The sequence below is a fragment of the Pseudomonas sp. PDM21 genome (genome assembly GCF_014852505.2).
Classification (GTDB): Bacteria; Pseudomonadota; Gammaproteobacteria; order Pseudomonadales; family Pseudomonadaceae; genus Pseudomonas.
Genome location: NZ_CM181223.1, coordinates 5710432 through 5730002, shown reverse-complemented (window position 1 = coordinate 5730002; position 19571 = coordinate 5710432). Strand labels below are relative to the sequence as shown.

Sequence of the window (19571 nt, the reverse complement as noted above, 5' to 3'; positions counted from 1 at the left end):
TCATGCGCAAACTGAACATCGTACTGCTCGCCGGTGGCGAGGGTGCCTCGGTGAAGGCCGAAAGCAGCTACCCCGATTACCTCTCCGAGCGTGACGGCATTCCTCTGATCCAGCACCTGGTGGAGAACTGCCTTACCCTTGAGCCCGCACGCATCATCTGCATGCTGCCCAAGGACGACGTCAGCAAGTACCACCTGCGCAACATGCTGCAGCAGATGACCCCGGTCGCCTCCGTGCAGGCTGTCCAGGCGCTGACCATGGGTGCGGCCTGCACCGCGCTGCTGGCGGCGGAAAGCATCGACAACGATGACGAGCTGCTGATCATCAACTGCAACGAGCTGCTCGATGGCTCGCTTCGCGACATCATTGGCGGCTTCCGCAACGACCAGTGCGACGCTGGCGTGGTGGTCTTCAAGTCCCTGCATCCGCGCTATTCCTTCGTGCGCATGAATGCCGAGGGCTACGTCACCGAGGCAGCCGAGAAGAACCCGATCAGCAACCACGCGGTAGCTGGCCTGTACTGGTTCGACCGCGGCGCGGTGTTCGTCGAGGCGGTGAAGGAGATGATCCGCAAGGACGCCAAGGTGAACGATGCCTTCTACATCGCCCCGGCGCTCAACGAGCTGGTGCTGCTGCACAAGAAGATCGGCACCTTCCGCGTCGAACCGAGCCAGTATCACCCGCTGAAGAACACCCACCAGCTGCACGCTTTCGAAACGTTAGGTGCCCGATGAATTCCGCCAACCTGAAGGATATGGTCAAGGGCTGGTTCGTCGGCGGTTTCACCCCCACCGCATTCAGCACCCAGGCCTGCGAAGTCGCGGTAAAGCCCTATCAGGAAGGTGATGCCGAGGCCGCGCATTACCACAAGATCGCCACCGAGGTGACCCTGGTGCTCTCCGGCGAAGTGGAGATGTGCGGCAAGACCTGGGGCGCCGGCGAGATCATCGTGCTCGAGCCGGGTGACATCACGGCCTTCAAGGCGCTTTCCGATGCCGTCACCGTTGTGGTGAAGATTCCCGGTGCACTGAACGACAAGTATCTCGTAGAAGTATGAAGACGATTCAGCTCCAACATGATGCGAAGCTGGGCTATCTGCTGCCCAAGCAGCTGCGTGACATTCCCGCCGATCTGGACGTTACCCAGGACTGCCAGCAGCTGATCTCCTTTCGTGCTTTCAAGGACCGCAGTCCGGACGTCACGGTCAAGAAGGTGCATGCCGCGAAACGGCCGCTGGATATCTATGGGGCTAACTCGTATTGCTTCTATGGGCTACAGAGCGACTCGCCACTGGCGCCCTTGCTGTTGTGGGATGCAGCGCATTTCCTGGAGGTCGGCAAGACCCTGACGTTGATCGAAGATGTCCCGCAGGAAAGTTACCTGGATCGCGAATATTTCAGCGGCGCGCTTGCCTGCATCGAACGTAGCCCGACCCGCGTCACCTACCGGAAAGTCTCCCGGTTGCCGGCGGAAGCCGATGACGACCTCGACAGCTGGACCTTTGGCCTGCCGGTCGGACCTGAAGATGCCACCGTGCTCAACGCAGTCGTTCAGCGCATTCTCGAGCTGGATATCCCCAACAAGGAAATCCTGCTCTGCGGCACCCCAGGCAAGAACTTCCGCTACTTCGATCAAGTGCGCATAGTCGGTGAGGACATCACCGCGCCTCCCGTGCAAATCTGCAAAAAGAAGAATCGCCTGGCCCAGGAGGCTCGCTACAACAACTTGGTGATCCTCCACGACCGCGTGTTCCTGCCCAGCCATTTTGGCGAGATGGTGCGCCGGTTCGGCCCGCGCTATCCGCTCATGACGCTGCAAAGCCTGTTCTTCGACAACCGCGTGTGCCTTTACCCGCGCCGTTACTCAGACCTCGGACGGTCTGTGAACGAGATGGGCGGTGGCATCAAGGGGCTGCACCGTACCAGCCAGTCGGCCGTGACCGTCGCGCCTTCGACCTTCACCGAACTGGAGCGATCGGGCTTCTGCTTCGCCAATCCGATTCGCTACAACAACGATATTTCCTACCCGACCGGCAGCCTGTACATCTGCCGCAAGGAAGTGTGGGAACTCTGCCCGCTGGACGAGTCCCTGCTGTGGGTGGAATACGAGGATATCGAGCACGGCGTGCGCAGTTCCAAGTTGGGAGTGCCCACTCGTATCAACCCGCATGGCATCACTCAAAGCATCACCTCGCGGGCAGTCCTGGGATCCAGCGCCTACGTGGAAGTGCCCGACGGCGGGATTGCGTCCGCGTCGCCGAACTTCCTCTCGGCGCTGCCCAAGAAGCCGCTGCTGCGCATGACGCCCGCAGCTGCACTGTCCAGGCTGCAGGTTTTTGCTGATCGATACGTCAGCGATGAAAGTGCTCCGCCAATACCTACCGGTCTCAAGGATCTCGGTGCGCGCCGTTGGGTGCGACTGATCAGTTCGGTGGTGCGCCATGCTTCGTTCTCCAACGACCTGGCTTCGGTCCGCCAGTTCATCTCCGATTTCGAGAAACTGGTGCTGCTCGATCAGCTGCCCGACGGACTGCGCCTGGAGTACGAACAGAAGTTCCTGAAGAACCCGGCCGACGCGAAGCGGAACTTCATCATCGATTGCTGGCCGGTACGCAGCATGATCAAACAGCGCACGCTGCAGACCTGGTTCTTCGAGAGTCCGCGGGAGTACTTCCACCGTCGCGCTCTGTCGCTTCCGGGCGTGCTGATTTCCGCGCTGGGTCTTTACCGGAAGAATGGCCGATTCTTCTATTTCACCAGCTTCAAGGAGTGCGTCCGAGCCATTCATAACTCGACGCCCTTCGACACCTATGCGAAGGCCGACTCGTGAAAGTGTTCGTAGTGGCCCGGGATGCCGGGATAGTGGACGTCGATGGCCTCGTCGCCAGGCTTTCCTCGATCCAGACGGAAGATGCGGCCAGAAGCAGCATCGTTGCCGTCGACAACTTCTACAACCTGGCGGCGCAGCCCGACGCCCAGTCGGCTTCGCGCCAGGCCTTCCTGCTCGATGATTTCGTGCATGAGAAGGCAAGCGTCTCCGATGGCAAGGTCGTGCTCGATACCAACCGGATTGCCGAGCAGATCGGCACCATCGAGCAGGACTGGCTGGTCGTCGATTTCGGCCAGCATGCCTTCAACACCGGCGAAGACTTTGTCGGCAAGCTGGCTACCTGCCTGTTCATGCTGCCCCCGGCCCTGCATCTGAAGCTCGCCTTCGTCGTTCCGCGCGTGCAGCTGCCTCTGTACCTGCGCGCCAGCAATGCCGCGTTCAATGTTTTGCCCGAGGTCAGGAGCCTGTCCGGCCGTTCCCTCGAAACCGACCTGCTCTTTCTTTCCGCCACGACTGAAAAGCTCGTTGCGAGAGTCCCGCTGCTCAAGTGGCCCTTCGTGATGCTGCGGGCGTTGGCACGCTTTGCCATCCGCCGAATCAGCAACCGCGCACGAGCGTAACAGGGATACCCATGGAAGATGTAAAGCGTAGATCCTTCGTATCCGGCCTGCTTGTGCTGGCGGGCGGCCTTGCCGGCCATGCGCTTACCAAGGGGTTCAGCAATGCCAGCGCCCGGCGCTCCGACCCGCACTCCTTCGTAATGCGCAACAAGCACCTGAACCTGCAGCTGGTTTCCCAGGAGTTGCTGCTTAAGATCCTCTCGCAACGAGTCACCGAGCGTGACCGGATGGCGCTGATGGGGCAGTTGGTGAACCCCAATCGCCATCTCATCGTTGCTGACGCCGCCAGGCGTCAGCACGGCGTTCCCGGCTTCTTCCGAGTGTCCGAATAAGTATGTTTGTAGATACCCTGATCATCGGTAATGGCTTTGCTGGCCGGAGTGTGGCGAGCGAACTGCACGGAGAGGTGCTGATCGTCGAGCGCGGCGAGAAGTTCAACATCTTCGAGCGCCGCCAGCGATTCTACGAGATCCAGAAGGAGGGCAAGATCGATCGCCACTCCGCCATGATCCGTCACTCCTATGTCTCCGCGTTGCCCTTCAACAAGCCGGAGAAGATCGGCGGTGACTGCCGCTCCGAATACATCCTGGTGGATGGCGGTTGCTCCAATCACTGGGGCGGGCTGAGCTTCCGACTGACCGAGAACATCTTCTCTGATCGCAAGGGCACTTTCGCCTGGCCGTTCACCATGGCACAGGTGAAGCCCTTCTACTCCAAGGCGGAGCAGTTGCTGCGTATCGCCGCTGACCCGAACGACCCGGACGAGCGCAATCCGCAGGCGCAGATCAAGGGGGGCGCCAAATGGCGCGCAGCATTGGAGCCCTTTTTCCCTGCGGCCTATATCGGTGCGCAGTCGCACAACCTGACCGGGGATAACTCCAATGGCCAGGGATCGTGCATGGGAGCCGGTGATTGCGAGCTCTGCCCGCTGGACGCCAAAACCCGCTCGCTGCACATCCGCGCCGGAACTCGCGTACTCAATGGCGTCCTGGTCGAGTCGCTGCGCTTCGAGAACGGCAAGGCCGTGGAAGCGCTGTGCACGACCCAGGATGGGCCTCTGAGCATCAGCTTCAATCGTGTCATCGTGGCCGCCCACGGTGTCGAGTCGATGAAGCTGCTACTCAAGAGCAACCTGCCCAAGGCCACGCCCGCGCACCTGATGGGGCATCACTACCAGGATCACGCCATCGCCCAGCTGACCTGCAAGCTGCCCGGCTCGGCGCTTCCCTACCATGAGCTGAATACCTCTGCGCAGCTGGTCATCCCCGAACTGTCGGGAGAGCGCGATGGCATCGAGTACACCACGCTGGGCCTGATGACTCCGATCTCCGATCAGGCGCTCAGTGGTGCCCTGGACCTGAACAAGATCAACCACTGGGAGCTGGAGGAAGCAATTCGGGAAGTCGGTTCGACTCTGGCGCTGTTCATCCTGCTGGAAATTCCGCCGGAATGGGACGTGGCCATCAGTTACAAGAACGGCAAGATCTCGCTGGAGAGCGAGGTCTACCACCGCGAGAAAAAGATCTACGACAGGATCGTCCAGGACATCTACGACAAGATCGAATCCGCGGGTGCCGTACCGCTCAAGAGCGGCGAGATGAAGCATTACAACAAGTGGTTTGGTACTCACCACCTGGTTGGCACGCTGGGCATGGGCAATGGCCCACGCTCGGTCGTCGATTCCGAGTTCAAGCTGCGTGGCACCGACAACGTCTATGTCACCGGTTCTGCCGTGTTCCCGCGTTGCGGCTCGCGTAACCCGACCGTCACCGTCGTGGCACTGAGCCTGATGCTGGCCGACCAGCTCAACGGCCGCGCATGAGCATTGCATCCCGGCAGCTCACCGTCCTGCTCCAGGGGCCGCTGTTCGATGGCGCAGTGGACCTTGCGGGGCGCGCTGTCGAATCGGTCAGGCGCTTCCTGCCGGACGCGCAGATCGTTCTCGCCACCACCGACATCACTGGCGTCCCGCCTTTCGAGGATGTGGACTTCGTCGCCGACGGATCGGCACCGTACTTTGAAGACGTCAATGGCAACGTCAACAACGTGAACAAGCTGATCTCGTCGATGATCAACGGCCTGTCGCTGGTCAAGCGAGAGTACTGCCTGAAGATGCGCACGGACCATGTGCTGTGCAGCGATGCCGTGTTATCGCGCATGGGCGGCGGGGCACAGGGAGAGTTGTTCGTCGAGCGTGTCGCGGTGTCCAACCTGTTCCTGCGCAATCCCTGCCTGGTCCCCTACCTGTTTCACCTGACCGATACCCTGCAGTTCGGGCGAACCGAGGACCTGCGCAAGCTATGGGGTATCGATCTGCTGCCGCATGATTTCCTGTTCCTTCCAGATGGTCCACGTACCAATCCGTTCGGAACGTTCCAGGGCTTCACCTCGTTCCGTCTCCTGCCGGAGCAGGCGATCTTCCTGCGTTTCGCTCAGCGCAACGGGCTGAAACTCGATCTGGAACACATCTCTCACACTTCCTTTGAACTGTTCTCTGCCTGGGAAAACCTGTTGGCAGCGAACTTCGAGATATACGACTGGCAGAACCTGGGAATCGAACCACCCAAGCGCTTCCTCAGTGCGCCTTACGCGCCGGAATCGGTGATGACCGAGTGGGATTTGGAAATCCTGCGTACGCAGAATTCTTCCCTGCAAAAGGCGCTTCGGTACGCCGACCTGCTCATCAACAAGTACCTGCTGTGCTGGTTCCGCCGGCGCTGGTTGGTCTCGGTCGGATCGCTGCTGCTGTTTTCGTTTTCATCCAGTGCCGCAGTGAGCGTTCGGAATCTCTATCGGCGGGTCAGTGGCGCAGGTCGGCTCTGAATGGCATGCGCGGCCATGAGCAGTGAGCTCCATCCTGGACGTTCCAAGGTATGCCTCCGTCAGGGGAGGCTGCCTTGAAGGTCCTGCATTTCTACAAGACCTTCGGCCTCGAGCAGTACGGCGGTGTCGAAATGTTCATTCGGCATCTGGCTCATTCCACCGCGATCCAGGGTTGCGAAAACACTGTGCTCTCGCTGGACCGCGAGCCGATGAAACCGGTTACGACGTCCAGTTTTCGTCTGGTCCAGGCCAAGCAGGATCTGCATATCGCATCGACTGGGTTTTCCTGGTCCTCGTTGAGCGCGTTTGCGCGCCTGGCTGAGCAGGCCGACGTCATTCACTACCATTTCCCCTGGCCTTTCATGGATCTCGTCCATCTCCTCAAGGGGTTGGGCAAGCCGAGCGTGGTGACCTACCACTCCGACATCGTCCGGCAGAAGGTGCTGTTGCAGCTCTACCGTCCGCTGATGCGGGCGTTCTTGGGGCGGGTGGACGCGATTGCCGCCACCAGCCCCAATTACCTGGAAAGCTCAACGGTTCTCCAGAGCTATCAGGATAAGGCCTGCTCCATTCCCATCGGCCTGGAACAAGACCTCTATCCGCGCCCGGACGTCACCGAGGTCGCTCGACTGCACCGCCAGTTCGGCGAGCGCTTCTTCCTGTTCGTCGGGGTGTTGCGTTACTACAAGGGTCTGCACTACCTGCTCGAAGCGATGCGATCAGCTCCCTGGCCGCTGCTGATCGTCGGTGCCGGACCGATGGAGCAGGAACTCATGCAGATGGCCAAGGAGCACGGCCTGAACAACGTGCATTTCCTCGGGCAGGTCAGCGAGCAGGAAAAGATAGATCTGATGTGCGCCTGCTATGGCGTAATTTTCCCCTCGCACCTTCGCTCGGAAGCCTTCGGTATCGGCTTGCTGGAGGGCGCGATGATGGGCAAACCGTTGATCTGCAGCGAAATCGGTACCGGCACCAGCTTCATCAATCAGCACGAAGAAACCGGCATCGTTGTCCCGCCGGCTGATGCTAGGGCGTTGCGCCAGGCCATGCAGACGCTATGGGACGACCCGGTACTGGCAGAGCGTTATGGGCGAGCTGCTCGATCGCGCTTCCTGAGCACCTTCACTGCCAGGGGGATGGGTGAAGCTTATAGCGAGCTCTATGCTCAAGTGGCAGGCCGGCAGGCCGACCGATAGAAAAACGCCCGGCATCCTGCCGGGCGTTTTCGTTTCGCTTCGAACGCTTACTGCTGATGCAGCTTCCACGCATCCCCGTGGGGAGCGGTGCCTTTGTCGTACGGGCGGAACAGGGTCATGTAGGCCAGGCCCAGCAGGATCACGATGCCGCCCACCAGGATGATCCCGTAGTTCAGGTACCAGGGTGCATCCGGCGTACGGGGCCAGGACATGTTGATGATCGCCAGCACACCATAGGTCAGCGCCAGGACGTTCACGATCCACCCCCAGTTGCCCAGGGTGAAGGCGCCGCTCGGCTTCCAGCCGCGCAGGCGGGCGAACAGGGCGCCGCCAACGATCATCTGGAACGACAGGTAGATACCGATGGCGGCGAAGCTCACCACCATGGCGATGGCGTTCTGCAGGTAGAAGCCGGCGCAGACGATCACGGACGGGATCACGCCGCAGGCGATCAGCGCCGCGACCGGCACGTGGGTGTTGGGCGACAGGCGCTTGAGCAGGCCGCTGCCCATCACCATCTCGTCGCGGGCGTAGGAGTAGAGCAGGCGGCTGGCGGCGGCCTGCAAGCTGAGCACGCAGGAAACGAACGAGACGATGATCACCGCCATCACCAGGCGCGCGCCGGTTACACCGAAGGCGTTGTCGAGGATGGTGGTCATCGGGTCTTTATCCGCGCCGGAGATCACTGCAGCCATGTCCGGTACCGCGAGGATCAGCGCCAGGGCGGCGAAGATGGCTGCGCCGCCGCCGATCCAGATGGTCATGCGCATGGCCTTGGGAATCCGCCGGCTGGGGTTCGGGGTTTCCTCGGCGACGTCACCGCAGGCCTCGAAGCCGTAGTAGAGGAACATGCCGGCCAGCGAGGCGGTCAGGAAGGCGGGCCAGTAGCTGCCGTCGATGCGGATGTCGAAGGTGTTGAACAGCACCGAGAAGGGCTGGTGGCGTTCGAAGATCAGCAGGTAGGTGCCGATCACCAGCGCGCCCAGCAGCTCGCAGATGAAGCCGAACATCGCCACGCGGGCCAGCAGCTTGGTGCCGGACAGGTTGAGCAGAGTGGCGATCACCGTCAGCGCCAGGGCTACGAGGGTGTTGGTCACCGGTGTGGATTCGAAACCGAGCAATGTGGCGATGTACGGGCCGGCCCCCAGGGCCACGGCGGCGATGGTCACGCACAGCGACACCGAGTAGATCCAGCCGACCATCCAGGCCCAGCGCTTGCCCACCAGGCGTCGGGCCCAGGGGTAGACGCCGCCGGAGATGGGGAACTGCGAGACGACCTCGCAGAAGATCAGGCACACCAGCATCTGCCCGATGCCCACCAGCAGGTAGGACCAGAACATCGGCGGGCCCCCGGCGGCCAGGCACAGGCCGAACAGGGTGTACACGCCGACCACCGGCGAGAGGTAGGTGAAGCCCAGGGCGAAGTTCTGCCAGAGGGTCATGCTGCGTTCGAAATTGGAGGTGTAGCCCAGCGCGCGGAGTTGCTCCGCGTCGCGGTCCAGGGCGGCGCCTGGCTGGATCGAGCTGTTCATCGTGGGTGTCCTGTCTGAGGTTTTCGCGTCGGCAGCCAATCGGGTGCAACGGAAAGCGTTGTTGTTATTGTTCGGCGCGCGGGTTCAGCCGCGCGCCGTCTTGCTCCAAACCTCTCGTTTCCGGATCGCGTTACAGCTTGATCCAGGTCGCCTTCAGCTCGGTGTACTTGTCGAAGGCGTGCAGCGACTTGTCGCGACCGTTGCCCGACTGCTTGAAGCCGCCGAAGGGCGCGGTCATGTCGCCGCCGTCGTACATGTTCACCCACACGCTGCCGGCGCGCAGGGCGCGGGCGGTGAGGTGGGCCTTGGAGATGTCGCGGGTCCAGACCGCCGCCGCCAGCCCATACGGGGTGTCGTTGGCGATGCGGATCGCTTCGTCGGCGTCCTCGAACTCGATGACCGAGAGCACCGGGCCGAAGATTTCCTCGCGGGCGATCTTCATCGCGTTGCTCACGCCGTCGAACAGGGTCGGCTCGACGTAGGTGCCGCCTGTTTCCTCCAGCACGCGCTTGCCGCCGGTGAGGATCTTGGCGCCCTCGTCCTGGCCTGCCTGGATGTAGCCCAGCACCTGCTCCAGCTGGCGGCCGTCGACCAGCGCGCCGACGTTGGTTTCCGGGTCCAGCGGGTGGCCGGCTTTCCAGCCCTTGAGGGCCTCGACCACCAGCGGCAGGAATTTCGCCTTGATCGACTTCTGCACCAGCAGGCGCGAGCCGGCGGTGCACACTTCGCCCTGGTTGAAGGCGATGGCCGCGGCGGCGGACTCAGCGGCGGCCTGCAGGTCCGGCGCGTCCTCGAAGACGATGTTCGGGCTCTTGCCGCCGGCTTCCAGCCAGATGCGCTTCATGTTCGATTCGCCGGCATAGACCATCAACTGCTTGGCGATCTTGGTGGAGCCGGTGAACACCGCGGTATCCACGTCCATATGCAGAGCCAGGGCCTTGCCGACGGTGTGGCCGTAGCCCGGCAGCACGTTCAGCACGCCGGCGGGAATGCCCGCTTCGATGGCCAGCTGGGCGATGCGGATGGCGGTCAGCGGCGAGCGCTCGGACGGCTTGAGGATCACCGAGTTGCCGGTGGCCAGTGCCGGGCCGAGTTTCCAGGCGGCCATCATCAGCGGGAAGTTCCACGGCACGATGGCGGCGACCACGCCCACCGGCTCGCGGGTGACCAGGCCTAGCTGGTCATGGGAGGTGGCGGCCACTTCGTCGTAGACCTTGTCGATGGCCTCGCCACTCCAGCGCAGGGAGTCGGCGGCGCCCGGCAGGTCGACGTTCAGCGAATCGCCGATGGGCTTGCCCATGTCCAGGGTTTCCAGCAGCGCCAGCTCCTCGGCGTGCTCTTCCAGCAGGGCGGCAAAGCGGATCATCACGGCCTTGCGGGTGGCCGGCGCTTCACGCGACCAGACGCCGGAATCGAAGGTGCTGCGGGCGCTCTGTACGGCGCGCTCGGCGTCGGCATCGCCGCAGCTGGCGACCTTGGCCAGCAGGCGGCCGTCCACCGGGCTGATGCAATCGAAGGTCTCGCCGGAGGCGGCGGCAAGGTACTCGCCCTGGATGAAGGCGCGGCCCTCGATCTTCAGGGCCTTGGCGCGGGCTTCCCATTCGGCGCGGGTTGGCTGGCTCATGCGTATCGCTCCTCGTTCTTCCTGTTGTTGGCGGAGACGGCCTGCGGACCGTCGCTGGCAAATACATTTGAAACCATATCTTATGTTTTCCAGGTTGCCAATACAGGTCGAAAAATGAGCGTCTGAAAGGGGTTTTCGTGGCAAAAGACCTTGCTGAAAGTCCGGAAAGCGATTTAAAAATATGGAGACATAGTTTTCGCGAAGCCACAGCCGGGCTTGCCGGTAGACTTCGCCATCGACACCAGAACAGAACGCCAGAACAGGAATATTCCGCGCAGGACGCCTCCGCGCCCCTCGCACTGCTGCCTATGAACGAATTCAGGAAAGTCCGCCCCGCCAGTTTCATGCGCCTGCGCCAGGAAGGGCGCACCGAGGAAGTCGCGCGCCGGCTGGTGGAAATGGTCGACCTCGGCCTCTACGCCGAAGGCGAGCAACTGCCCAGCGAAAGCGAGCTGGCGATGCAGTTCGGCGTCGCCACCGTGACCCTGCGCGATGCCCTGGCGGAGCTGCGCGAACGCGGCGTGATCGAGACCCGGCGCGGGCGCAACGGCGGCAGTTTCGTCTGTTCGCCGCAGCACACGTCCGAGGACGCCCTGCTGGGGCAGCTGCGCCAGATGAGTGCGCTGGAGCTGCGTGATCTGGGCGACGAGCATGTCGCCATCGCCGGCGCTGCCGCGCGCCTCGCCGCGCAGCGCTCCACCTCCGATGAGCAGGCGCGCATCGCCCAGTACCTCGATGCGTTGGCGAGTGCCACCACCCGGCAGGAACAGCGCCGCGCCGATGCGCGCTTCCATATCGAGATCGCCGTCGCCGCCCAGTCGGTGCGCCTGACCCACGCGGAGACGCGCCTGCAGGCGGAAATCGGCGAATGGCTGTGGCTGCCGGTGGAAGGCTTCCCGGGCGCCGCGGTCATCGAACAGGAGCACCGCGCGATCCTCGAAGCGATCAGCGCCGGTGACTCGAACCTGGCCGGCGCGCTGGCCGAGGCGCACGTCACCCGTGGCATCAAGCGGCTGATCAACCTGCGCCTGAGCCTGCTGGCCGAAGACGGCTGACTGGCACAGCGCTTGCTGCTTTCACGGCGCGGTCGAGCGAGCGCATTGACTGACTTTCTGATCCGACTCTGCGAGCCTCTCTGGCCCGCCCTTGAGCAAGAACAACGACAAGAACAGCGAGGCCCCGGTCATGTCCAGCGATCAACCCACGGATGAGCTCCAGCGCTGCGCCCAGCGCATCGACGCTTCCATCCGTAACGTTTTCCAGCGCCTCGACGAGCTGGCCGGAGAGGTCGTGGCGATCTGGCGCACGCTGGCGGAGGAGGGCAAACGCCCGTCCTCGAAGGACCTTGGCGCCCTGCGCCCGCGCATTCAGCACGACCTCACCGATGACGGCACGCGCCTGCACGGCACCGGCGTGGTGATCGAGCCGGGCGAGCTGGCCGACCAGGAGATGTACCTGGAGTGGTGGTACCACGGCCGTGGCGACAAGGTCGTGCCCATGAGCCTGAACTTCAACCGGCGTAGCGAGAGCTTCTACAACTACCTCAACATGCCGTGGTTCTCGCGCCCGCGCACCAGCGGCCAGCCCTCGGTGGTCGGGCCCTTCGTCGACCTCTACGGCACCGACCTGTACATCCTCGCCTTCTCCGTGCCGATCCAGGTGGACGGCCGCTTCATCGGCGTCGCCGCCGCTGACATTGCCCTGCACGAGTTCGAGGGCGTGCTGTTGGGCAGCCTGATGCAGATGGGCCATGAGGCCCTGGTGGTGAATGGCGAAGGGCGAGTTGTCGCAGCCAATACCGCCAACTGGTTCACCGGCGACCTCGCCCGGCGCACGCTGGGGCGTGATGCGCAGGGGCGCGAGCAGGAGCTGGCGGCGTCCTTCTCGCACTGGGCGGTCATTGAGCGACCGTTGAACCGTCGTCTTGCCGGCGCCGCCTGAGGCTGCCAAACGCTGCGTAAACGGCTAGGCTAGGGCGGTTTCCTCATCGACGGATACCGCCATGAGCCAGTCGCTCGACACCCTCTCCGACTTCGAACCCCTGAGTGCAACGGATGCCCGCGTTCTCGGGTGCCTGATCGAAAAGCAGCTCACCACCCCCGAAGCCTACCCGCTGACCCTCAACGCATTGGTCACCGCGTGCAACCAGAAGACCAGCCGCGACCCGGTAATGAACCTCACGCCCGGTCAAGTTGGCCAGTCCCTGCGTCATCTGGAAGGGCGCGAAATGACCCGTCTGGTGATGGGCAGTCGTGCCGACCGCTGGGAGCAGCGGCTGGACAAGGCGCTCGAACTGGTCAAACCACAGGTCATCCTGCTCGGCCTGCTGTTCCTGCGCGGCCCGCAGACCCTCAACGAACTGCTCACGCGCAGCCAGCGCATGCACGACTTCGACGACACCGAGGAAGTCCGTCACCAGCTCGAACGCCTTGCCGGCCGTGGCATGGCCCTTCAGTTGGAACGCCTGAGCGGCCAGCGTGAGGATCGCTACATGCACCTGCTGGGCACCGAGGAAGACCGCGAGGCTGCCATTGCCGCCAGCGGTAGCCGTGCCTCCAGCGAGCGCAGCGACGGTGGTGGTCATGACGAGGGCCGTCTGGTCGAACTGGAAGGCCGCATTGCGGCTCTTGAAGAGCGCCTCGCGCTACTGGAAATGGGCATCTCCCGAGACTGAGTCGGAAGATTCCTCCGACAGGCCGACCAAGGTCGGCCTGCTCGCCTGCTAATACAGCGTTAACATTTGTCCCCGATAGTCATGCTTGCCCCCGCTTTACCCCGGAGTACCCCATGAGTCGCAAACCCTCCCAGGCCCAGTTGAGCGCCGTGCTCAGCCAACTCACGGAAACCGACTTCAAATCCCTTGGCGATCTCACCGGCCCCCGCGAAGCCAATCTCTTCGCCATCCGCGAACTGTTCCGCCAGGGGCTGATCAAGGGCGTGCTGATCGACGATCCCTTCGGCGCTGCGGACGAAGACGGTCCGCTGCTGTGCAACGCCGAACGTCTGCGCCTGCGCAAACCGTGCGTGGAAAGGGTAGTGGAAGAGCAGGCCGAACCGCTGATGCCACGGCTGGGGTTCCTGACGCTCTAGGCAAATCGCGGGCAAGAAAAAAGGCGCTGGGCTTGAGGCTCAGCGCCTTTTTCTTTGGATTTGGTGGAGCCGGGGGGATTTGAACCCCCGTCCGCCAGTTCTCCGCTGTCGGTTCTACATGCTTAGCCATCTCTATTAGGTTAACTCCTTGCGGCCCGAGTGGCAGGGCGCTTGGAGCGAGCTGTATGAGTTTTAGCCGTTACGTCTACAGCGAACTTGGCGGCGATCCTGTTCTATATGACAGACCTAATCTTCGGGTTTACAGGCATCCCCTAGGGTCTGCTAGCGGCACTTAGGCTGCTAGGGCGTAGTTGTCGTCGTTGGCAACTATAAAGTTGTGGCAGCTGATTTACGAGAACTGTCACCTACTCGGCATGCCCCTCGAGTTTTGTTACCGGCGTCGAATCCTAATCGGCCCCAAAACCTTGAAAGGTCGTTGGCGATTGTACGGGAAAGCCGCCCCGATAGCCACCCGGGGCGGCGCAAGGTGTTGTCAGCTCAGGAATTTCAGCACGGCTTCGGCCACGGCCTCGGAGGACGCGGGGTTCTGCCCGGTGATCAGGCCGCGGTCCACCTCGACGTGGCTCTGCCAGTCCGGGCCCTTGCTGTAGCGGGCGCCGTTGGCCTTGAGCATGTCCTGGACGAGGAAGGGCACCACGTCGGTGAGGCCCACGGCATCTTCTTCGCTGTTGGAGAAGCCGGTAACGTGCCGACCCTGTACCAACGGCCGGCCGTCGAGCCCGCGCGGGTGACGGAACACGGCCGGGGCGTGGCAGACCGCGGAGACGGTCTTGCCGCTGGAGTGGAAGGCTTCGATCAGCGCCACCGAGGTGCGGTCCTCGGCCAGGTCCCAGAGGGGGCCGTGGCCACCGGGGTAGAACACGGCGTCGTAGTCGTCGGCCTTCACTTCGCTGAGCTTCACGGTGCTGGCCAGCGCGGCCTGGGCGTCGCTGTCCTGGCGGAAGCGCAGGGTGGCCGGGGTCTGCGCGCCTTCCTCGTCGCTCTTGGGGTCGAGCGGCGGCTGGCCGCCCTTGGGCGAGGCCAGGGTCAGGCTGGCGCCGGCATCCTTGAACACGTAGTAGGGCGCGGCGAACTCCTCGAGCCAGAAGCCGGTTTTCTTGCCGGTGCTGCCCAGCTGGTCGTGGGAGGTCAGGACTACCAGGATTTTCATGCTCACTCCTTCGGCGTATCGCTAGTCGTGCGGCTGCCGCCGAAACGGCAGCCCGGACTGTCAGTGTAGGCAATGAGCCGTCTGCGTCAGCGCGACAGGGTGATACCCAGATAGGCGGCGTACAGCACGCCGTTGAGCATCAGTACCCAGATCGGCAGGCCGCCGCCGCGCTGGGCGTTGATTCGTAGCCAGAGCGCTGCGCCGAGGGTCACCAGCACGCCGGTGAGCACTTCGATACGCGGCTGCCAGGGCGTGAGCAGGATGCCGATCGCGGGCAGCAGGGTGCCCTGGAAGACCATGGCGCCGCTGATGTTGCCGAAGGCCAGGGTATCCTTGCCGCGGCGTACCCAGAGGATGCTGTTGATCTTCTCCGGCAGTTCGGTGGCGATGGGGATGATCAGCAGCGACAGCAGCAGCGCGGAAATACCCAGGATGTGCGACAGGCCTTCCACACCATGGATGAAGCCCTTGGCGCCCAGCACCAGCAGCGCCAGGCCCAGCAGCAGCTGCAGCAGGATGGTGGCGAGGTTGGTCGGCAGGCCGATGCGCGACAGGTACATATGGTGGTCGGCTTCGGTGCCGTGGCCGTCTTCCACCAGGCTTTGCGAGGCGCGGATGGTCAGCGTGATGTAGCCGATATAGGTGAGCACCAGCAGTACGCTGAGGGCGACGCGCACGGAGTGCAGTTCAGCCGGGACGAACATGGCGATGGTGGCGAAGCTGAAGGCGACCAGGAAGAAGTTCAGGTCGCGCTGCATGCCCGTGCGCTCGGGACGGATGCGCCCGAACAGGCCGCGCGCGCGCCAGGCGGCGAGCGCCATGAGGCAGGTGGACAAGGTAGAGAGCATCAGCGGTGCGCCGAGGATCGCGCCGACGCCGACTTCCTCATTGAGGTTGACGTTGCTGGTACCGGCGAACAGGGCCAGCAGAGGAATCAGGGTTTCCGGCAGGGCGGTGCCGATGGCGGCGAACAGCGAACCGGTAACGCCTTCGGAGATGCCCAGGCGCTCGCCGAAATGTTCCAGCGCGTTGGTGAAGAGTTCGGCGGCGATCAGGATCACCAGCAGCATGCCGAGCAGTTCGAGGATGAAGGTCAGCATGCGCGCAGCTCCAGAGGGATGGAGCAAAGGGTGGGGTGGTGCATCACGGTGAAGCTCCCGGCCGGTGTAAGTACCCATGACCACGCATCTCCCCGGCCGTTGCGGAGATCACGTGGTCAAAGGTCTTGCCAGGCAAAACTGCTGACGACGCCATGGCCTGCGGGCCAAGTGTGTTGACGTCGCCCCCGTTCGTCGAACGGTCGGCTACTCCCCAATGACGCCGCGCATTCTAGCGGATCGGGCGAGCAGCTCAACCCATGGGTTACCAGGTATCGATCAGTGGACGCTTTTTCCCCTGGCGCGGTACGGGCTTCGGCGTCGATGCCAGGCCGCGCAGCAACCAGCGACGGGTATCGGCCGGGTCGATGACGTCGTCGATTTCCAGGTAGCTCGCCATGTTCAGCCCCTTGCCGTTGCGGTAAGCGGCGGCGACCAGTTTGTCGAACAGCTTCTGCCGCTCCTGCGGGTCTTCAATCGCGGCCAGCTCTTTGGCGTAGCCGAGGCGGATCGCTCCCTCCAGCCCCATCGCGCCGAACTCGCCGCTGGGCCATGCGACCGTGAACAGCGCGGCGTGGAAGCTGCCGGCGGCCATGGCCTGCGCGCCGAGGCCATAACCCTTGCGCAGGACCACGGTGAAGAACGGCACGCTGAGGCTGGCGGCGGTGACGAACATGCGCGAGACGTGGCGCACGGTGCCGGTCTTCTCCGCTTCCGGGCCGACCATGAAGCCGGGGGTGTCGCACAGCGAAATGATCGGCAGGTCGAAGGCGTCGCACAGCTGCATGAAGCGTGCGGCCTTGTCGCCGGCCTCGGCGTCGATGGCGCCCCCCAGGTGCATGGGGTTGTTGGCGATCAGGCCGAACGGCTTGCCTTCGATACGCACCAGCGCGGTGACCATCCCGGCGGCGAAGTGACGGCGCAGTTCCAGCACCGAGCCGCTGTCGGCCAGTTGCTCGATGACCTGGCGGATGTCGTAGACCCGCAGGCGATTCTCCGGCACAGCATGGCGCAACAGGCGCTGGTCGGCGCACTGCCAGTCTGCGCTGTCGCCCTGGAAGTAGGCGAGGTACTGGCGGGCGATGCGGGTGGCTTCGACCTCGTCTTCCACCAGTACGTCGATCACGCCATTGGCGCTCTGCACGTCGCTGGGGCCGACTTCCTCGGGAGCGAACCTGCCCAGGCCGCCGCCTTCGATCATTGCCGGGCCGGCCATCCCCAGGCTGGTATCGCGGGTGGCGATGATCACGTCGCAGCAGCCCAGCAGCGCAGCGTTGCCGGCGAAGCAGCGACCGGAGACCACGCCCACCAGCGGCACCAACCCGGAGAGCCGCGCGAGGCCGACGAAGCTCATGTTGTCCAGCCCGGCCACGCCGACGAAATCGGTGTCGCCCGGACGCCCACCGCCGCCTTCCGCGTAGAGCACCAGCGGGATGCGCCACTGCTCAGCGAGGTGCAGCATGCGGTCGGTCTTCTTGTGGTTCATCACGCCCTGGGTGCCGGCGAACACCGTGTAGTCGTAGGCCAGCACCAGGCAGCGCGCCTTCTCCTCGCCGAACTGCGCGGCGTTGATGCTGCCCAGTCCGCTGACCAGACCGTCGGCCGGGCTGCTGGCAATCAGTTCCTCGACGCTGCGGCGACGGCGCTGGGCGGCGATGGCCAGGGCGCCGTACTCGATGAAGCTGCCGTCATCGAGCAGGTCGGCGAGGTTCTCGCGGGTGGTGCGCTTGCCGATCCGGTGGCGCTTGGCGACGGCGTCCAGGCGACGCTCGTCGAGGCCGATGGCGTGGCGTTCGAGCACTTCGGCGAGGTCGGCGCGGATAGCGTCGAGATCAATCGCTGCGCTGCTTTCATCGTGCTGCGCTTCGATCTCCGCCGGCTCGACGAACAGCAGCGCGTCGCCCTCGCCGAGACTGTCGCCGGGGGTGGCGGCGAGGCTGTGGACGATGCCACTGGCGCTGGCTTTTACCTCGAATTCCATCTTCATCGCCTCGACCACGGCGATGGTCTGGCCCTGGGCAACGGCGTCGCCAGTAGCCACGTTCAGGCTGACCAGCACGCCGGCGCTGGGCGTGGCGAGAGGGAGGCAGCCGGCCGGCGCTTCGCTGCTGCGCTGGGCTTGTGTGGTGGCGCCGGCATGGCTGAAGAAGCGATGCGGGTGCGCGTGCTCCTGTGCGCCCAGCAGCGTGGGCAGGTGTTCTTCGATGTAGCGAGTGGTGACCTGGTTGTCCGCGACCGCGCTCTGGCGCAGCAGATTGAGCAGCAGCGGGATGTTGCTTGCCACGCCTTCGAGACGGAATTCGCAGAGGGCGCGATAGGCGCGCTGCACCAGCTGCGGATAACTGCCGTTGCCGTGGACGATCAGCTTGGCCAGCAGCGAGTCGTAGCCGGCACTGTTGCGGTAGCCGGCGTAGCCGTAGCCATCCACACGCAGGCCGGGGCCACTGGGCGGCTCGTAGGCGCTGAGGGTGCCGCAGGCGAGGTGGGGCGTGCCGTCGCTGGCAAGCGTTTCCAGGTTGATCCGCAGCTGCAGGGCGTGGCCGCGCGGCGCGGGAATCTCCGCCTGGGTCAGGTTCAGCTCGGCGAGGCTGGCGCCATCGGCAATGCGCAGTTGCGCCTGGACCAGGTCGACGCCGGTCACTGCTTCGGTGATGGTGTGTTCCACCTGCAGGCGCGGGTTGGCTTCCATGAATACGAAGTCGCCGCTGTCTTCGTCGAGCAGGAACTCGAAGGTGCCCAGACCGCGATAGTTCACTGCTTCGGCCAGCCGCACGGCGGCAGCGAGAATGGCGCCGCGCAGGCGCGGGTGCAGGTTGGGGCTGGGAGCTATCTCCAGCAGCTTCTGGTTGCGCCGCTGCAGGGTGCAGTCGCGCTCCCCCAGATGGCTGACGACGCGGCCGTCGCCGATCACCTGCACCTCGATGTGGCGGGCGCGCTGGATCAGGCGTTCGACGTAGAGCCTGTCATTGCCGAAGGCCGCGCGGGCTTCGGCCTGGCAGCGGGCGTAGGCGTCGGCGATCTCCTCGGCGCTGCGCACCGCGCGCATGCCACGACCGCCGCCGCCAGCGAGGGCCTTGATCATCATGCCGGCGCCGGCAGGCAGTTCGCGGAAGAAGCGTTCGGCATCTTCCAATGAGGTGGCACTGTTGCTGCCGGCGGCCAGCGCCACGCCGTGATCACGGGCGAGGTCGCGGGCGCGGGCCTTGTCACCGAAGACGTCGAGTACTTCCGCCGAAGGGCCGACGAAGGTGAGTCCGGCGCTTTCGCAGCGGCGGGCGAAGCCGGCGTTCTCGGAAAGGAAGCCATAGCCTGGATGCACCGCATCGCAGCCCTGGGCCAGGGCGATGTCGATGATCTGCTGCTGGTCGAGATAGGCACTGGCGCCACGTCCTTTCAGGGCCGCGGCCTGGTCGGCCTGTCGAGTGTGCAGCGAGGCTGCGTCGTCCTCGGCGAAGATCGCCAGCGTCTGGATACCCAGCTCGGCGGCGGCGCGGGCAATGCGGATGGCGATCTCGCCACGGTTGGCGATGAGCAGGCGGGTGACGGGCATGGCGATTCCGGTTGTGGTTCTTGTGGTCGGCAATCGCAC

17 protein-coding genes, 1 other RNA gene and 1 riboswitch are annotated in these 19571 nt (G+C 64.0%); of the genes, 12 read left to right on the top strand and 6 right to left on the bottom strand.

The features are described from left to right. Positions 1–2: 2 nt before the first annotated feature. The 8 genes from IB275_RS26455 to IB275_RS26420 all read left to right on the top strand — a co-directional run bounded on the left by IB275_RS26455 (position 3) and on the right by IB275_RS26420 (position 7468). A complete protein-coding gene (locus IB275_RS26455) occupies positions 3–734 on the top strand; it encodes a glycosyltransferase family 2 protein (RefSeq protein ID WP_192292716.1) in 732 nt (243 codons plus the stop codon). After that, positions 731–1057, top strand: a complete 327-nt coding sequence (locus IB275_RS26450; RefSeq protein WP_192292714.1) for a cupin domain-containing protein — start codon at positions 731–733, stop codon at positions 1055–1057. The genes IB275_RS26455 and IB275_RS26450 overlap by 4 nt, the downstream gene beginning before the upstream one ends. Further along, a complete protein-coding gene (locus tag IB275_RS26445; RefSeq protein ID WP_192292712.1) occupies positions 1054–2829 on the top strand; it encodes a hypothetical protein in 1776 nt (591 codons plus the stop codon). The genes IB275_RS26450 and IB275_RS26445 overlap by 4 nt, the downstream gene beginning before the upstream one ends. Next, entirely contained in the window at positions 2826–3449 is a 624-nt protein-coding gene (locus tag IB275_RS26440) for a hypothetical protein (protein WP_192292710.1), read from the top strand. The genes IB275_RS26445 and IB275_RS26440 overlap by 4 nt, the downstream gene beginning before the upstream one ends. A gap of 11 nt (positions 3450–3460) precedes the next feature. Continuing rightward, positions 3461–3781 carry a hypothetical protein gene (locus IB275_RS26435; protein WP_192292708.1) on the top strand — a complete coding sequence of 107 codons (321 nt, stop codon included), beginning with the start codon at positions 3461–3463 and terminating at the stop codon, positions 3779–3781. A gap of 2 nt (positions 3782–3783) precedes the next feature. Next, on the top strand, positions 3784–5271 hold the full coding sequence (locus IB275_RS26430; RefSeq protein WP_192292706.1) for a GMC oxidoreductase: 1488 nt from the start codon (positions 3784–3786) through the stop codon (positions 5269–5271). Next, positions 5268–6272, top strand: coding sequence for a WavE lipopolysaccharide synthesis family protein (locus IB275_RS26425; protein ID WP_192292704.1), 1005 nt, complete (start codon positions 5268–5270; stop codon positions 6270–6272). Before IB275_RS26430 ends, IB275_RS26425 begins: the two co-directional genes overlap by 4 nt. A 74-nt stretch (positions 6273–6346) precedes the next feature. Further along, entirely contained in the window at positions 6347–7468 is a 1122-nt protein-coding gene (locus tag IB275_RS26420; protein WP_225607700.1) for a glycosyltransferase family 4 protein, read from the top strand. 47 nt (positions 7469–7515) lie between these two features. Here IB275_RS26420 and IB275_RS26415 read toward each other — a convergent pair whose 3' ends face one another. Next, positions 7516–9000, bottom strand: coding sequence for an APC family permease (locus IB275_RS26415; protein ID WP_138214200.1), 1485 nt, complete (start codon positions 8998–9000; stop codon positions 7516–7518). 130 nt (positions 9001–9130) lie between these two features. Continuing rightward, positions 9131–10624 carry an aldehyde dehydrogenase gene (locus IB275_RS26410; RefSeq protein WP_192292702.1) on the bottom strand — a complete coding sequence of 498 codons (1494 nt, stop codon included), beginning with the start codon at positions 10622–10624 and terminating at the stop codon, positions 9131–9133. A gap of 308 nt (positions 10625–10932) precedes the next feature. Here IB275_RS26410 and IB275_RS26405 point away from each other — a divergent pair, with 308 nt between their 5' ends. From IB275_RS26405 to IB275_RS26390, 4 genes are all read left to right on the top strand, one after another. Continuing rightward, the gene (locus IB275_RS26405) at positions 10933–11679 is read left to right on the top strand and encodes a FadR/GntR family transcriptional regulator (RefSeq protein WP_225601720.1); all 747 of its coding nucleotides are present in this window, start codon (positions 10933–10935) and stop codon (positions 11677–11679) included. A gap of 91 nt (positions 11680–11770) precedes the next feature. Beyond that, positions 11771–12565, top strand: a complete 795-nt coding sequence (locus tag IB275_RS26400) for a cache domain-containing protein (RefSeq protein ID WP_225607699.1) — start codon at positions 11771–11773, stop codon at positions 12563–12565. A gap of 61 nt (positions 12566–12626) precedes the next feature. Then, positions 12627–13298 carry a YceH family protein gene (locus tag IB275_RS26395; protein ID WP_081520087.1) on the top strand — a complete coding sequence of 224 codons (672 nt, stop codon included), beginning with the start codon at positions 12627–12629 and terminating at the stop codon, positions 13296–13298. A 113-nt stretch (positions 13299–13411) separates the two neighbouring features. Then, complete coding sequence (locus IB275_RS26390; RefSeq protein WP_192292700.1) at positions 13412–13714, top strand: hypothetical protein; 303 nt, start codon at positions 13412–13414, stop codon at positions 13712–13714. Between the two features lie 61 nt (positions 13715–13775). On the opposite strand, the gene ssrA is transcribed toward IB275_RS26390, so the two are convergent. The 4 genes from ssrA to IB275_RS26370 all read right to left on the bottom strand — a co-directional run bounded on the left by ssrA (position 13776) and on the right by IB275_RS26370 (position 19532). Continuing rightward, positions 13776–14133, bottom strand: a transfer-messenger RNA (tmRNA) gene (gene ssrA, locus IB275_RS26385). 74 nt (positions 14134–14207) lie between these two features. Then, positions 14208–14885, bottom strand: coding sequence for a type 1 glutamine amidotransferase domain-containing protein (locus IB275_RS26380; protein WP_081520675.1), 678 nt, complete (start codon positions 14883–14885; stop codon positions 14208–14210). An 86-nt stretch (positions 14886–14971) separates the two neighbouring features. Then, positions 14972–15985: a sodium:calcium antiporter gene (locus IB275_RS26375; protein ID WP_138214212.1), complete on the bottom strand. Its 1014-nt coding sequence runs from the start codon at positions 15983–15985 to the stop codon at positions 14972–14974. A 55-nt stretch (positions 15986–16040) separates the two neighbouring features. Continuing rightward, positions 16041–16210, bottom strand: a riboswitch (yybP-ykoY riboswitch). Positions 16211–16247: 37 nt separating this feature from the next. Next, positions 16248–19532, bottom strand: coding sequence for an acetyl-CoA carboxylase family protein (locus IB275_RS26370; protein ID WP_192292698.1), 3285 nt, complete (start codon positions 19530–19532; stop codon positions 16248–16250). Positions 19533–19571 lie beyond the last annotated feature (39 nt).

Excerpts from the sequence above, each read along its gene's own strand:
- IB275_RS26390 (WP_192292700.1), top strand. The coding sequence starts at position 13,412 with ATGAGTCGCAAACCCTCCCAGGCCCAGTTGAGCGCCGTGCTCAGCCAA.
- IB275_RS26415 (WP_138214200.1), bottom strand. The coding sequence starts at position 9,000 with ATGAACAGCTCGATCCAGCCAGGCGCCGCCCTGGACCGCGACGCGGAG.
- IB275_RS26425 (WP_192292704.1), top strand. The coding sequence starts at position 5,268 with ATGAGCATTGCATCCCGGCAGCTCACCGTCCTGCTCCAGGGGCCGCTG.
- IB275_RS26445 (WP_192292712.1), top strand. The coding sequence starts at position 1,054 with ATGAAGACGATTCAGCTCCAACATGATGCGAAGCTGGGCTATCTGCTG.
- IB275_RS26430 (WP_192292706.1), top strand. The coding sequence starts at position 3,784 with ATGTTTGTAGATACCCTGATCATCGGTAATGGCTTTGCTGGCCGGAGT.
- IB275_RS26395 (WP_081520087.1), top strand. The coding sequence starts at position 12,627 with ATGAGCCAGTCGCTCGACACCCTCTCCGACTTCGAACCCCTGAGTGCA.
- IB275_RS26455 (WP_192292716.1), top strand. The coding sequence starts at position 3 with ATGCGCAAACTGAACATCGTACTGCTCGCCGGTGGCGAGGGTGCCTCG.
- IB275_RS26450 (WP_192292714.1), top strand. The coding sequence starts at position 731 with ATGAATTCCGCCAACCTGAAGGATATGGTCAAGGGCTGGTTCGTCGGC.
- IB275_RS26435 (WP_192292708.1), top strand. The coding sequence starts at position 3,461 with ATGGAAGATGTAAAGCGTAGATCCTTCGTATCCGGCCTGCTTGTGCTG.
- IB275_RS26380 (WP_081520675.1), bottom strand. The coding sequence starts at position 14,885 with ATGAAAATCCTGGTAGTCCTGACCTCCCACGACCAGCTGGGCAGCACC.
- IB275_RS26375 (WP_138214212.1), bottom strand. The coding sequence starts at position 15,985 with ATGCTGACCTTCATCCTCGAACTGCTCGGCATGCTGCTGGTGATCCTG.
- IB275_RS26405 (WP_225601720.1), top strand. The coding sequence starts at position 10,933 with ATGAACGAATTCAGGAAAGTCCGCCCCGCCAGTTTCATGCGCCTGCGC.
- IB275_RS26370 (WP_192292698.1), bottom strand. The coding sequence starts at position 19,532 with ATGCCCGTCACCCGCCTGCTCATCGCCAACCGTGGCGAGATCGCCATC.
- IB275_RS26410 (WP_192292702.1), bottom strand. The coding sequence starts at position 10,624 with ATGAGCCAGCCAACCCGCGCCGAATGGGAAGCCCGCGCCAAGGCCCTG.